This is a genomic window from Candidatus Hydrogenedentota bacterium, from assembly GCA_018005585.1.
Classification (GTDB): domain Bacteria; phylum Hydrogenedentota; class Hydrogenedentia; order Hydrogenedentales; family JAGMZX01; genus JAGMZX01.
In genome coordinates this window covers 1-12,912 of record JAGMZX010000009.1, presented here as the reverse complement: position 1 = coordinate 12,912, position 12,912 = coordinate 1, and the positions used below count along the sequence as shown (strand labels likewise).

Sequence of the window (12,912 nt, the reverse complement as noted above, 5' to 3'; positions counted from 1 at the left end):
GCTAAATGAGCCGGTGAATGACGGCCCCGCTGGGCAGTTTCGGGAAGAAGTACGTGCTCTTCTGCGGCATGGCCTCGCCTGCCTCGGCGCAGGCGCGAATCTGGTCATGCCGCGTCGCGCGGAGCAGGAACGCGACTTCCGCGCGGCCTTCCTGCACCGCCCGGATTGCCGCCGCCGCCTCTTTTTCGTAGCCGTATTCCGTTTCGGGCGGCAAGCCCAGGCTGCGTTCGAGGATGCCACGATGCAGCACCGCGACATCAAGATCGCGCCAGGCAGGGCCCCGGTCGTGGCCCAATAACGCGGTCCGGTCGATGTCGCGCAGCCGCAACAGGGCCACCGCCCGGTCACGCGAGACCATGCCGATGGCGCAGGCCGCCGGGTCTGATGCCAGCCGTTCCGGAAGAGCCGCAACGTCGACGCTTTCGCTGTCAAACCAGGGTTCGAGCGCCCGCAGCAGCACCTTCGCGTCGAATCCGTCGCGGCGCGCAATCACGCGGTGCGTCGGGAAAACGCTCAACCCCGCGTCTTCCAACGCGACACAACCCATGAGCACGAATTCGCAAGGAGTGTCCCCGCCCGCGGCGGTGTGACCCGCCGCGCGCATTTCATCGCGATAGAGACGCGCGGTCTCGAACCGATGGTGTCCGTCGGCAATGTAGAGCGTCTTGTCCTTGAGAAACGCCGCTACCGCCGGGTCCGGCGCGACGCGCCAGACGCGGTTCAGCGTGCCTTCGAAGGTCCTCGCGGTCATATCAGGCGGCCGTGTGCTCATCTGGTCCAGAAATTTCGCCAGCACGCCTTCCGGGTCCGAGTACAGCGCGAAGACCGGCCCCAGATTCGCGCAAGTCGCGCGGGTGAGCGCCAGACGATCCTCGACAGGCTTTGGAAACGTGCGCTCATGCCCGAGAATGCAGCGGTCTCCCGCTTCCGGCAATCGGGTCACCGCAAAAAAGCCGCGACGTGCCCGTTCCCGGCCCGCAGGGTCCCTGAACGACTGTTCCAGGAGGTAGTACAACGGCGCGCCGTCCCGTTCCAGCACGCCCGTCTCGATCCAGGCCGCCAAGCGGGCCGCCGCCGCTTCGTAGGGCGTCCGGCCCTCGCCGCCCTGCGGAAGGATGAGATGGACCATGCTGTAGGGCGAACGGGCCAGTTCCCGCCGCTCCTCGGGCGAGATCACGTCGTAGGGCGGCGTGACAACCCGGTCCAAGGCGCCCGTGCGGGTCGCGTTAAAGCGCAAGCCACAAAATGGTCGTATTTCCGGCATGATTTCTCTGACCTTTGCGAAACGCAATCCGGTCCCTTGAGACAAGTCAAGGACGGACTGAGTAATCGCTTGAATGCATGGCGAATTGTAAGCACGCGCCTCGCGGCCGGTCAAACGTCCCGCCAAACAGCTAAAAACGCGCGAAACTGGGTGCGACGGGCCCTGCCGGCTTCACAAGTGGTAGTCTCCGGCGGCTTCCGGCTGGTACAGCAGCGCATCGATGCGGTAGCGCGCCGTACCCCGGGTCGACGTGTATTCGATAATGTCGCCCACACGAAAGCCCAGCAGCGCCGTGCCCAGACGGCTGAGAATGGACACGTTTTCTTCGCGCACTTCCGCGTCCTTTGGAAACACCAGTACGCAAACCCGTTCTTCCCCGGTGTCGGCATGGCGCAGCCGTACGCGCGAATTCATTGTGACCAAGTTCGGCGGCACTTCGCGCGGTTGCACAACCCGGGCCTGATTCAGTTCCGCGTCGAGCACGTCCAGATACGCCGAACAGGCGGCGCCGCCAAAATCGCGCGCCACCGTAATGAGTTCCCGAAGCCGTTCAAGGTCGTAACTTGAAAGATGAACCTCGCGCAACGCGGCCGGCGCAGCATCCGGCGCGGCCGCCTGACGGAAGCGGTCTGAGCCCACGCCGCGCAACAGCATCGTGTGTATCTGGTGCGCGATGGCTGTAAGCGAGTCGGACTGGCGCGGCCCGGCCCAGTAGCCCATGTACGCGGTTACGATGCCTTCGAGACCCAGCGCCATGCGAAAATCATCGCGGCGCCCCTCGCCCTTCGGGCCCGCAACGCGTTCGAGCAACTGCTCCGCAACTTCGAGGTATTTCCGGTAACACGCCAGCACGCCCGCTTCCAAACGGCCGGGTTCCGGCTGTACCCCGAGTTCCGGAGGACACGAAAAGGTCTCGAAGAAGAGCCGGTCGTTGAAGTAGTTGCACAGGCGCAGACGGATATGCGTCTCTATCGCCTTTTCCGGGTCACGTTCCGCGAGCACCGCCCCTTGCACGCGCGAAACGACCGCTTCCCCGATCCGGGCGATGACTTGGTTGTACAAATCATCCTTGTCCCGGAACAGGTTGTACAGCGTGCCCACGGAATAACTCGATTCCCGGGCAATCTCTTCCATGGTGGCCTGACGGTAGCCGCGACGCTGGAATACCCGCTGGGCCGCGTCAAGAATCGCCGTATTCTTGCGCGCTTTCTCGCGTTCCCGCCGCGGCAGGGCCATGCTGTAATCGCTGAACGGCATGACTGCACCTCAACGCGCCGGCAGAGGCAGTTGCGAACCCAAATTCAGAATCTGAACACCTGTTCAATATAGCTGCCGCAATCGGCAAGTTCAACCGGCGGGCCAACTGCACGGCCATTGTAAGGCGGAGCCCGCGTGCGCTACTATCCGCGCATCAACGATGGCCTCAACGGGGCAAGTCTGCAATGTCTTTGCGTAATCATAGCGGAACGGCGCGGTTTCTCGTGTTGGCTTTGTTGGGATGCGCCATGCCACTCTTCGCGCAGATGCCGGAATGGCCCGGCGATACGGACACGCTTGAAACGCTGTTGGACCCCGTCTTTTCCCGCGTAATGCCCGATCTCAACATTCCTGGCGCCGTATGCGTTGTCGTTGGCGACGGGCGAATACTCTTCGCCAAAGGCTACGGCGTAATGGACACCGCGACAGGACGGCCGGTGGAACCTGACCGCACCTTGTTCCGCGTGGCGTCGGTATCCAAGTTGTTCACGGCCACGGCCGTCATGCAACTGTGGGAACAGGGCAAGCTCGACCTCGACACAGACGTCAATGAATACCTCTCGTGTTTTCAGGTTCCCGCTGCGTACCCTCATCCGATAACCCTGACGCATCTGCTCACGCATACGGCGGGATTCGACGACCGGTTCATCGGCATGGGCGCGCGCACCGAAGCGGACATCCTGCCGCTGTGCACCTATCTGGCGCGCAGCCTCCCGCCGCGAGTCATGCCGCCGGGACACTACATCTCATACTCAAACCACGGATTCGCGCTGGCGGGGTGCGTGGTCGAAGAAGTATCCGTCATGCCGTTTTCGGAATACGCGCGCCTCCATATTCTCGAACCGCTCGGCATGTCGCGCAGCAGCTTTGTAATCGTGCCGGAGTTGCTGTCCGGTCTGGCCACGGGCTACACCGATTCCCTCGGTAACCGGAAGGCCGTCACGTTCGATTTTGCGCAGACCGTGCCCGCGTCCAGCCTGATGACGACCGGAACGGACATGGGCCGGTTCCTGCTCGCCCATCTCGGTTACGGCCGTTATGGCGGCGCGCGCATCCTCAGCGAGGCGGCGGCGCGCCGCATGCAGGAGCAACACTTCACGCAGCATCCGCGGCTGCCGGGGCGGGCCCTCGGTTTTGGCGAACGCTACGAAAACGGGCTGCGCATCCTCGAACAAGGCGGGTTGACCTGGGGATTCATCTCGCAGGTCGTCCTCGTTCCAGAAAAGGGCCTTGGCGTCTTTGTCTCCCATAATACACAGACCGGCGGACTGGACGGCGCCGTTGTCCGCGCCCTCCTGGACCACTACTTCCCTGCCCCGCGTGAAACCGCGCATGTGGCCGCGCCTTCAGGGCAGGCTTCGCCCGCCGCGCCCATAAGCGGCTATTTCCGCCACAACCGACACGTGCGCTCGGATATCATGAAACTCGCCACGGTCGCCGCGGAATTCGTGCGCGAAATCCGAATCGGACCCGGCGCCAAGCCCGCTCGCGTCCAGCTCGCGTTTCTCTCCTCGCTCGGGCGCACGGCTGGCGTATGGGACCTCATCGAGGTGGAACCGGATTGCTATCGCCGGTTTCGCCGGAACGCCGCGGAAGACGGCGCGGAAGTGGGCCTGTTCGACCGGGGCCGGGTCGCCTTCGAACGCGACGCCGCAGGCCGGGTGACCCACGTCTTCATCGACGACAACGTGTACGACCGGCTGGCCTGGTACGAGACCCGGCCGGTAATCCTCGCGGCAGTGGGTTCGGCATTGCCCGTGGTCCTCCTGGGCAGCCTGGCTTGGCTGGCGCGGCGCGGTTGGCGGGGCCCCCGCCGCGGCGATGCCCCTCGTGCGGGCTGGCCCGCGTGGGCAGCCTGGCTGGGCGGCCTCGCCTGCGTTCTGCAAGTCCTTTTCATAGCAACATTTATGGCGTTTCTGCTCCAAGTCGATTTGAACGCCTTCGGGTACGGGATACCGCGGATACTGGCGGCCCTGCTCGTCCTGCCGTGGGGCGCCGCCGCTGCGTGGGTGCCTGCGTTCGCCACCACCGTCGCGGCCTGGCGCCGCACCTGGTGGAACCTGCCCCTCCGCATGGCATTCACCGTCCAGACGACCGCATCGGCGATCGTGCTCTTTTATCTGTACTATTGGAATCTGCTGGGATTCCATTTCTGCTAGGATTCCTTGCCGGAACCCGCGCTTCGACAGCCGCCATTCGAAAACGGTAAAATGCGGGCGTGGCAGGAAAGAAGGAAACGGATACTTTGTCTGAGCTGCCGCCTTACGAATGGATAGATAGCGAAGAAACATGGCAGGCCTGCGCGGCAATCCTGCGCCGTGCGCCGCGCGTAGCCATCGACATCGAATCCAACAGCCTCTATGCCTACCGGGAAACCGTCTGCCTGATCCAGATATCGGTTCCCGGCCATGACTTCATCATAGACCCGCTCGCGGGCTTCCCGCTCGACGCGCTGGGCAAGATCCTCGTCAATCCCAAGACCGAAAAAGTGCTCCACGCTTCCGAGTACGACTTGACCCTGCTCAAGCGCCACTACGGGTGGGACCTCAACCATCTCTTCGACACCATGTGGGCCGCGCGCGTGCTCGGGTATTCCCACATGGGACTGGCCTGGTTCCTGCGCGAGTTCTACGGCGTGGAACAGCGCAAGCGCCTTCAGAAAAGCAACTGGCACCACCGTCCCCTCACCGCGGAACAACTCGCTTACGCCCAAGTCGACACCCACTACCTGCTTGCCTTGCGAGACGACCTCGAGAAGGCATTGACCGAGAAAGGCCGCCTCACCGAAGCACAAGAGATTTTCGTCGCCGCCGCGCACGTGCGCCTGCCCGACCGGGACTTCGACCCCGACGGGTTCTGGTATCTGCGCGGCGCGCGCGAACTCTCGGCGCGCCGGCTTGCGGCGCTCCGCGAGTTGTATCTGCTGCGCGAGGCGGAAGCGCAACGCCGCGACCTGCCCCCGTTCAAGGTGCTCTCCAACGAGGCCCTCATGCGCCTCGCCATCGCCATGCCCAAGACCCTGGAAGACCTCGCTGCGAGCCGGTGCATCGGCGGGCGCAGCATGCCTTACCTCGGCCCTAAAGTGCTCCAGGCCGTGCAACGCGGGCGCAAGGGCTCGGTACCGGTCGCGCCCGACCCGCCCGAGCGCCAGCCCTGCGGCACCCTGGACCGGTACGAGAGACTCCTGCAGTGGCGCAAGAACCTGGCCCGCTCCCGCGGCGTCGAATCCGACGTGATCCTCACACGCGAGAGCATGTGGGCCATTGCCCTACATAACCCTAACAGCCTGGAGCACCTCGCGGAAGTCGCCGCGCTCGGGCCCCACCGCCTCCACCTGTACGGCAACGCCATTCTCGCCGAACTCACCTGAGCGGCCCCCCACACTCGGCGCCCGCGCCGCCCGCGCAACGTCATTGATAGACCCGTCCCCCCATGCGTATAATCCGCCACTGCGGGCGGTTAGCTCAGTCGGTTAGAGCACCTGCTTTACACGCAGGGGGTCGCAAGTTCGAGTCTTGCACCGCCCACCACTCTTTACTCGCCTCAATACCCCTGAAAACATTGGGTTTTCCTAACGTTTCCGCGTTTTTCTGTTCATAGCTATGTGGACGGTCGCCGTCCTGTTTCCCTATGCCACTTTTGCAGGAATTTGCAGAGATTTGTATTGATTTGCCCGCCATGAGGGGAGGATCGGGGGGAGGATTCGGGGGAAGGTTGCGCGCGCCCGCATAGACCGCCGCCGATTCCTCTTCTTGACCGCTCAGTGAAGGCAGGTTTGATACCGCTCCGGCAAGGTCGCCAAGGTCGAGATGGACGTAATGCCGCATCGTCAATGCTGGGGTCGAGTGCCGCATTGCGGACTGCACCAGTTGCAGCGGTACGCCAGCCTTAGCGAGTAGCGTTCCGAAGGTATGCCGCAGGGCGTGAATGTCCAACGTGCGCCCGCGAGCATCTTTCTTGACGGTGTGCCCGTCTTTGTCCATTGTTGCGAGTCCCGCCGCTATCAAGTCCCGGTCGAAAACCCGCGTCATCTTCTTGGGCAAGTCGAATAGCAGCGGATCGTCGTGGACCGGGCCGAATTTCAGCACATTGGACCGCGTAGGATGCCCCGTGTTGCGCGAACGGCGCGTCCGGTCGATGTAGACCGCCAGTTCCGCCGCCAATTCGCAAGGGAGGGGAATGCGTGCGCCCCTACGTGCCTTTTCATCGGCCGCCCTCAGTTCGATAAACGCCGGTTCGTGGTCGAGATGCACTTGGGACACATGAATGCTTCGCAGTTCGCCGAATCGAAGACCGGTCAACGCCATGACTTTGTACGCGAGTGCTCTTGTTGCGCCCAAGGCCATGAGCCGCGCCGCCGTCGTGTCTTTCAAAGTGGCCGGCCCTTCGCCGCGGTTCCCGTGCAACGCTTCGCGTAGGGGTCGAGCCTTCGCCGCCTCGATCAGCCGTTCGAGTTCGTCAATGGACATTGCACGGCGCACACGGCGCCGGTCTGCTCGCTCATTGGCCGCAGGGATGCTCTCGAACGGATTCGACGTGAGCCGTCGCGTCATCACAAGCCACGTGGAAAACGCGACAAGGGCACTTCGATGTACGTTGCGATTGCGCGCGCCCATGCCCGCGCCAGCCGACAACACGAGCCACTTCTCGAACGCGCCCGCCGCCAGGTCCCGCACACGGGCAAAGCCACATTCCGTCACGATGCGCCCAAGTTGCGCCCGCCGTTCCTTGATGTGGCGTTCCGTGCACCCATTCGCGCGCAAGTGTTCGAGGTACGCCTCGATGTGTTCCGAGATGGGTTTTCGGGAGTGGTCTGCTATGGCGCACTCATGGGCCGATAGAACGCCGGATCGGATTTTCTCTTGCCGGGCCTCAAATTCCGCGAGCACGCGCATGGCGCCGTCCTGTGTTCGGCAGCCGGTGCTACGCTCTCGGACAATGTGATCGGCGGTGCGATACCGGCAATAGAAGACCTCGCTCTCGATCACGATGTGGTCCGCGCCGTCGCGTTCGATAATCGGCGCTTCGTGCTTCTTGCCGTTCCCGTCTGTCCATCGTGCCACACGCCCGCTGCGCTTCGTGGCGATGACAGCGCCCTCGGGGATGGGGCGCACGCTACGCTTCTTGAAGACTCTGCTCATAACTTCCTGCCCTTCAAAAGAGGGGTTCATTCCCGAGATTTTGCGTACAAATCTACCAAAGGTCGGTCTCTCCCCACGCGCGCACAAACTCACGTAGGTTGTCTTGAGGTGCCCTACCACTGGACGTTCGCGATCTCTCCCCACGCGCGCACAAACTCACCTTCGGACGTGAACTTCTGTACACAATTTGTGCCCGCATCCACTACGTAGACGGCACCGTCGTTGCCTACCGCCACGCGCAACCGCCCCACAAATTCACCACGACCGACACCCGGCCCCCCATTCCACGCGCGAACGAAGTCGCCTCTCGCGGTAAATTGTTGGACTCGGTCATTTCCTGTGTCGGCGACATAAACCGACCCGTCCGGCCCCGCCGCAATGCCAGTTGGCCAGAGAAATTCGTCAGGTCCAGTTCCTTCAATGCCCCACGCGCGCACGAAATCCCCGGTTGCCGTAAATCGTTGAATGCGGCGATTCCCTGTATCGGCAACATAAACCGACCCGTCCGGCCCCACCGTTATGTCGTCCGGGTACAAAAACTTACCCGTATTAGAACCCCTTCCTCCCCAAGTCCGGACAGGTTTACCTTCTATCCTGAATTCCCGAACAAGAGAATATTCCGAGTCGGTGATATAGATTGAATCGGTAGACCCGAGAGCCAAACCAGTAGGCCGCCCAATTTCCCAGGTGTCGTCACCCAAGACGCGCAAGAATTGACCGTCGTCAGTAAACTCCTGAATACTGGCTTCCTCAAGTCCAGCTACGGTGTGGGTGACAGCAATATACACGAGTCCATCGTCTCTTACCGTGATTACGGTCGGGCGTTGAGACTCTCTTAGAGGCTCCCAATCCCAGTGGTCGGCCCACAAGCGCACGAACGCTCCCCGTGCGTTGAATTCATGAATCCTATCATCGACCATCGGGCGGCCCGTAGCGTCCTCATTGTACTCTACCACATAAACATAGACTGAGTTTTGTGGGCCTACCGCGATATCCTCAATTGATGTGTGGAAGTCATAATACACGAACGTCCCCGGACACCCCGTGAGTAGAACCACGCACACCAAAGTTGCGGGCACCCATATTGGACACCGTACCATACATTGGCCCTCCTGCCTTCCCTCCGCAGCGATTACGCGAATCCTGCTCATTGTCTTGCCCTCCGCGCCTTGACGCTGATTCGCTGCACGGAAACCTTGTCCTTCCGCACACGCCTCGCCTTGATGCCGAAGTGCTCCATGAGTTTTTCAACGGTGTCGAGCCGTGGCATGGAGTCGCCACGAAGAAACGTCGCAAGGCTCTGGCACTTGATACCTGTCGCGTGTTCCAAACCCAAGAGACTTGGAGAGTCCGCGATTCCCTGCCTTAGCAGGTCCGTCAGAGTCGGTTTCTTTGAATTCCTTTTCATGTAACTATTCTTCCACCTTTCCTTGCCGTTGTCAAGTCCCTCGATTCTGCCCATGCGGCCGTGTACTAAACCAGGCCGAAGGCCGCTTCCGAAGCCGATGCAGATCGAATCCTTTCGGCACGTGCGGATCGCCGTCGGGCTTCGGACGGCGATCCCGTCTGTTTCTTTAGTATCTCAATATCTCTGTTTCCTCGGGAACATCTGTTTCCTCAGTTCCTCTGTCACATGAAACGGCCTTCGGGCCGCCGTCTGGTAGTGGCTTCGATGCCGTGTGACAGAGTCTGTCGGTAAATGGGGTTTCACTTGAGCACCTTGTACCGTTGCGCCGTCTTGGTTGTTGCTTGGCCGTCTTTCGCCAGATAGCCACTCCGAACGAGTTCTGAAAATGCGCGGTTTGCAGTCATCCGGTCGATCCCCAAGACTTCTTCAACTTTCCGACATGACAGGAAAAATCCCCCGCCCACGCCACCCGCCAGTTGCACGCCCAGGGAATACAGTTTGCTACAATACCCCTGCATGCGGTCGGTCGAGAAATCACCGTCGAGAACGCTACCGTTTAGATCGACCGCCGCCGCGGCCACGGGGTCGATGCCTTCGGGCGTGCGGATTTTTTCCCAAGCGTCCCAGAATTGCTCGCCCAGATCGTCGCCGTCCAGACAGTGATCATCGGCGAATTGTTGGATGAAGTCACGAAAGTTCGCGCGCTTCACGTGCCGGACGCTGTAACCGTGCTCTAGCAGAATCCCTTGCACGCGACGCGCGAGTAGAAAAGCGTATTGCCATTCTTGGTCTTCACTGACGTCAATGGGCGGGCTTTCTTCGATAGACGCCCACAACGCCGCCCAGAAGGCCCGGCCCTTTTCATCACGCGAAGACGAATTATCCACGGCGATCACCTTGCTTGGGCCGCCGCACGTCCGGGCACCCGGTAGCAACCCATTCGCGGATTTCCTCGGCACGCCAGCGCCGCGCGCCGCCAATATGAAGCGGCGCCGGAATGCGCCCACAATCGGCCCATGCCCAAATAGTACGCACCGCCAGGCCGCAGGCCGTTGCCACGCGCCGCACATCCCATAGAAGGATTTCGGGTTCGCCGCTCATGACGCGCGCCTTTCATCCAGGGCCGCGAGAAAACGCGCAAGCGCTTCGGGGGTTGTAACCGTCCGGCCGCCGAGTTGGTGTGTTTCAAGACGGATGCCGCCGATGCCCACGCGCGCCCATTTCCGGACGGTCGCATAGTGAATTCGCCGCCCGTTGATCGAGGGCAACCGTCTTGCCGCTTCGTGGAGGGTAATCGTTTCATCTCGCATTCGTGCAATCTCCTGTCGGAAGTTCAGGATTACACAAGTACGCAAGATTGTTGAGTACTGAACCGGTAAGAACCGGTACTTATCCGGACGCGCGCCCGGAGCGCAGCCGCAATACCAAGTTTTGCCCTTCTTCCGTGATGCAGAATCCGCCGCAAGGCCCGTCCCTCGACTCAACGAGTCCATGCCCCCTGAGTTGTCTCAGAGTCGGCTTAAGGGATTCTCCGGTCACATTGCGCGTGCCGGGATCGTCCGTCTGAATCGCGCCTGCGATTTCGTCTTTCTTCATCAAGCGGTTGGGATGCGTGCCGCTGTCTGCCAAGACATAGAGCACATCCCTTGCACGCGGGGACAGCGCCGGGTCTTGCTTCACCGCCAGGCCGCGCGTGGTCGGGTCTTCGCCCTCAACAAGAATTGGGCGCGCCATTCTGTCTATCGCTCGAATCCATCGATCATTCAATTCGCGGGAAATGACAACCCGTCCATCGGCGCCAATTCGCCAGTCCTTCGATGGGCTTGGCGCTTCGGGATCGGCGGGCGACGCCGCTTCGGGATCGGCGGGCGACGCCGCTTCGGTCTTCCGGGTCTTCTTCGATGCGCTCATGATTCCAATCTTTCGGGTCCCGGAGCCGGGTCAGGGAAGATTGGGAGACCCCGCCCGGCTCCGGGCAACTTGTCCATCCTGCGGCCGTCGCCGCAGAACCTATGTTCACCCGTGTCAGTGTACACCAACACGGGGTTGGTTGCTACCAGCGGATCATGACCGCGCCGTCGATTCCCGCTTCGCCGACCGTGCCACCTACGCCGGAGCCCGCGCCCGCCGCGCCGCCTTCGCCGATGGTGATCGCCAAGGTCTTGCCCGGTTCAACGGTCTGGACGGCATGCGCCCATCGTGCACCGCCAGACGCGCCAGCGCCGCCGCCGTTCGCACCATCGCCACCCGCGCCGCCGCGTCCCTTGCTGGCCAGGGGGCTTTCAATGCGTGCGCCGCCCGATTGCGTGCCACTTGCGCCGTCGCCGTCTTCGCCGAAATGCTGCGCTGCTTCCGCCGCGTGGCCGCCCGCGCCCGTTGCGTGGCCGTAGGGACCGCCAGCCGGTGCGCCTACGGAAACGGTCCACGCGCCGCCATCATACGAGACTTCGCTTGCGCCGCCGCTCCCGCCTACGCCGCCGTCCGTCGCGGTCCCGCCATTGCCCCCGCCCCCACCGCCAGCGCCGCCCGCGACAACGAGCAATTCGAGCGAAGTGACGCCCGCGGGCACTTCCCAATTGCCGCTTTCGACTATCAGCGCGTGCCGTGGGGCTTGTAGTTCGGGCACGGTCCCTTGCAGTTCCGCGACAGCATCGCGGATGGTCTCAAAGGCTGTCTTCATTTCGCCATGCGTTCGGGTCGCGCCGCTCAAGTATCCGGATTCAGGTAATTCGATCATCGCCAAGACTCCTACTGTTATGGCCACAAACAATCTCATAGTGTGAACCTCCGTGCGGCCGCATGCCGCTCAGTTGTCGCCGTCTTCGGTTTCGCCCTCGAGATCGGAATCGTCATCCGCGTCGACCGGAAGTGCGCGGTCGGTCTCGCTCATGGGTTCGACACCCTGTGTTGCGGCCAGACGTTCCGCCTCTTTCCGCTCAAGGTATGCTTCCGGCGAAAGGCTTCCGGGGACGGCGCCGTAGCCTTTCGGACTGAGAGCAAGCACGATGATGTCTTCCGTCGTGATTTCACCGTTCGCGCCTTCAAGCCCTAACTTCGTGGGCGCGTCGAGCCCGAGCAATTTCGCGCGCCGTTCCATGATCCGCAACGCCGCGAAAATCGCTTGCGTGTTGCCCGACTTCGCGGAAGGCCACAGCGCCTCGTGTAGGGCGTCCAGGCGGTCAAGTTCGAGTTGCCGCACTTGGTGCGCGGTCTCTCGCGTCGCCGCATTCAGCCGGTCGAATTCGCGCTTCACGAGCTTCCAGGCCGATGCTTCGCCGATTCCGAGTACGCGCGCGATCTCCCGATACGGTTTTCCTGCCGCCCGAAGCCGCAACGCTTCGGCACGCCGGGCCGCCGCCGTTACTCGGGTTGGGGATTGCCTACTGTGCATGCTCCCCCCTCGCTTGCGCCTTAGTGGCTTGCCTTTTGCCGGGGTAAAGCCCGAGCAATCGACACCGCGCGTCGATGATACGGAGCACGGCTTCGAGCGAGTCCGGATCGCGGTTCGTCTCGAACGATTTCCACGCTTCACGCTCAATGCGGTTCAAGCGTGCCAGTTGTCGCTTGATGGGGTTCTTCATACTCGCGTTTCCTTGTCGCCCGCGAGCATTTCCGCGAGCCGTTGCCGTTGTTCCGTGGTCAGGGCTTGGAATGCCGCCGCCAAGGTCGCCACGGGGTCACTTTCCGACCCGGTCGACGGGATCGGATCGGGGGCGTTTTCCTGCACGCGGGGGGAGAAAACGGGGGAGGATTCGGGGGAGTCTTTCAGCGGGGCTTGTGTAAGTGGCGTGTTTTCAACCGCTTGGGATTCGGGCGCACCTGCTTTACACGCAGGGGGTCGC

Annotated in this window: 12 protein-coding genes, 1 tRNA gene and 1 pseudogene; 3 read left to right on the top strand and 11 right to left on the bottom strand. The window is 62.2% G+C overall.

All coding sequences use genetic code 11. The features are described 5' to 3' along the window. Position 1 precedes the first annotated feature (1 nt). Positions 2 to 1,264, bottom strand: coding sequence for a DUF1015 domain-containing protein (locus KA184_02845; GenBank protein MBP8128490.1), 1,263 nt, complete (start codon positions 1,262 to 1,264; stop codon positions 2 to 4). Positions 1,265 to 1,435: 171 nt separating this feature from the next. Continuing rightward, on the bottom strand, positions 1,436 to 2,521 hold the full coding sequence (locus tag KA184_02840) for a TetR family transcriptional regulator (protein MBP8128489.1): 1,086 nt from the start codon (positions 2,519 to 2,521) through the stop codon (positions 1,436 to 1,438). A gap of 248 nt (positions 2,522 to 2,769) precedes the next feature. Here KA184_02840 and KA184_02835 point away from each other — a divergent pair, with 248 nt between their 5' ends. The 3 genes from KA184_02835 to KA184_02825 all read left to right on the top strand — a co-directional run bounded on the left by KA184_02835 (position 2,770) and on the right by KA184_02825 (position 6,051). Further along, entirely contained in the window at positions 2,770 to 4,680 is a 1,911-nt protein-coding gene (locus tag KA184_02835; protein ID MBP8128488.1) for a beta-lactamase family protein, read from the top strand. An 86-nt stretch (positions 4,681 to 4,766) separates the two neighbouring features. Continuing rightward, positions 4,767 to 5,891: an HRDC domain-containing protein gene (locus tag KA184_02830; protein MBP8128487.1), complete on the top strand. Its 1,125-nt coding sequence runs from the start codon at positions 4,767 to 4,769 to the stop codon at positions 5,889 to 5,891. A gap of 83 nt (positions 5,892 to 5,974) precedes the next feature. Next, positions 5,975 to 6,051: transfer RNA gene (locus tag KA184_02825), tRNA-Val, on the top strand. Between the two features lie 276 nt (positions 6,052 to 6,327). On the opposite strand, the pseudogene KA184_02820 reads toward KA184_02825, so the two are convergent. From KA184_02820 to KA184_02780, 9 genes and pseudogenes are all read right to left on the bottom strand, one after another. After that, positions 6,328 to 7,692, bottom strand: a pseudogene (locus KA184_02820) (tyrosine-type recombinase/integrase). 83 nt (positions 7,693 to 7,775) lie between these two features. Next, positions 7,776 to 8,687: a hypothetical protein gene (locus KA184_02815; protein ID MBP8128486.1), complete on the bottom strand. Its 912-nt coding sequence runs from the start codon at positions 8,685 to 8,687 to the stop codon at positions 7,776 to 7,778. A 682-nt stretch (positions 8,688 to 9,369) separates the two neighbouring features. Continuing rightward, a complete protein-coding gene (locus KA184_02810) occupies positions 9,370 to 9,957 on the bottom strand; it encodes a hypothetical protein (GenBank protein MBP8128485.1) in 588 nt (195 codons plus the stop codon). Further along, complete coding sequence (locus tag KA184_02805) at positions 9,950 to 10,171, bottom strand: AlpA family phage regulatory protein (GenBank protein MBP8128484.1); 222 nt, start codon at positions 10,169 to 10,171, stop codon at positions 9,950 to 9,952. The genes KA184_02810 and KA184_02805 overlap by 8 nt, the downstream gene beginning before the upstream one ends. Continuing rightward, on the bottom strand, positions 10,168 to 10,380 hold the full coding sequence (locus tag KA184_02800) for a DUF1580 domain-containing protein (GenBank protein MBP8128483.1): 213 nt from the start codon (positions 10,378 to 10,380) through the stop codon (positions 10,168 to 10,170). Before KA184_02800 ends, KA184_02805 begins: the two co-directional genes overlap by 4 nt. 79 nt (positions 10,381 to 10,459) lie before the next feature. Further along, a complete protein-coding gene (locus tag KA184_02795) occupies positions 10,460 to 10,981 on the bottom strand; it encodes a hypothetical protein (GenBank protein MBP8128482.1) in 522 nt (173 codons plus the stop codon). 142 nt (positions 10,982 to 11,123) lie between these two features. Next, a complete protein-coding gene (locus KA184_02790) occupies positions 11,124 to 11,807 on the bottom strand; it encodes a hypothetical protein (GenBank protein ID MBP8128481.1) in 684 nt (227 codons plus the stop codon). Between the two features lie 69 nt (positions 11,808 to 11,876). Next, positions 11,877 to 12,461, bottom strand: a complete 585-nt coding sequence (locus KA184_02785) for a helix-turn-helix domain-containing protein (GenBank protein ID MBP8128480.1) — start codon at positions 12,459 to 12,461, stop codon at positions 11,877 to 11,879. Next, a complete protein-coding gene (locus tag KA184_02780; protein MBP8128479.1) occupies positions 12,451 to 12,651 on the bottom strand; it encodes a hypothetical protein in 201 nt (66 codons plus the stop codon). Before KA184_02780 ends, KA184_02785 begins: the two co-directional genes overlap by 11 nt. Between the last annotated feature and the right edge of the window lie 261 nt (positions 12,652 to 12,912).

Bases quoted from the DNA above. Each gene is read 5' to 3' on its own strand.
- KA184_02845 (MBP8128490.1), bottom strand. From the start codon at position 1,264: ATGCCGGAAATACGACCATTTTGTGGCTTGCGCTTTAACGCGACCCGC.
- KA184_02840 (MBP8128489.1), bottom strand. From the start codon at position 2,521: ATGCCGTTCAGCGATTACAGCATGGCCCTGCCGCGGCGGGAACGCGAG.
- KA184_02835 (MBP8128488.1), top strand. From the start codon at position 2,770: ATGCCACTCTTCGCGCAGATGCCGGAATGGCCCGGCGATACGGACACG.
- KA184_02805 (MBP8128484.1), bottom strand. From the start codon at position 10,171: ATGAGCGGCGAACCCGAAATCCTTCTATGGGATGTGCGGCGCGTGGCA.
- KA184_02800 (MBP8128483.1), bottom strand. From the start codon at position 10,380: ATGCGAGATGAAACGATTACCCTCCACGAAGCGGCAAGACGGTTGCCC.
- KA184_02795 (MBP8128482.1), bottom strand. From the start codon at position 10,981: ATGAGCGCATCGAAGAAGACCCGGAAGACCGAAGCGGCGTCGCCCGCC.
- KA184_02790 (MBP8128481.1), bottom strand. From the start codon at position 11,807: ATGATCGAATTACCTGAATCCGGATACTTGAGCGGCGCGACCCGAACG.
- KA184_02785 (MBP8128480.1), bottom strand. From the start codon at position 12,461: ATGCACAGTAGGCAATCCCCAACCCGAGTAACGGCGGCGGCCCGGCGT.
- KA184_02780 (MBP8128479.1), bottom strand. From the start codon at position 12,651: ATGAAGAACCCCATCAAGCGACAACTGGCACGCTTGAACCGCATTGAG.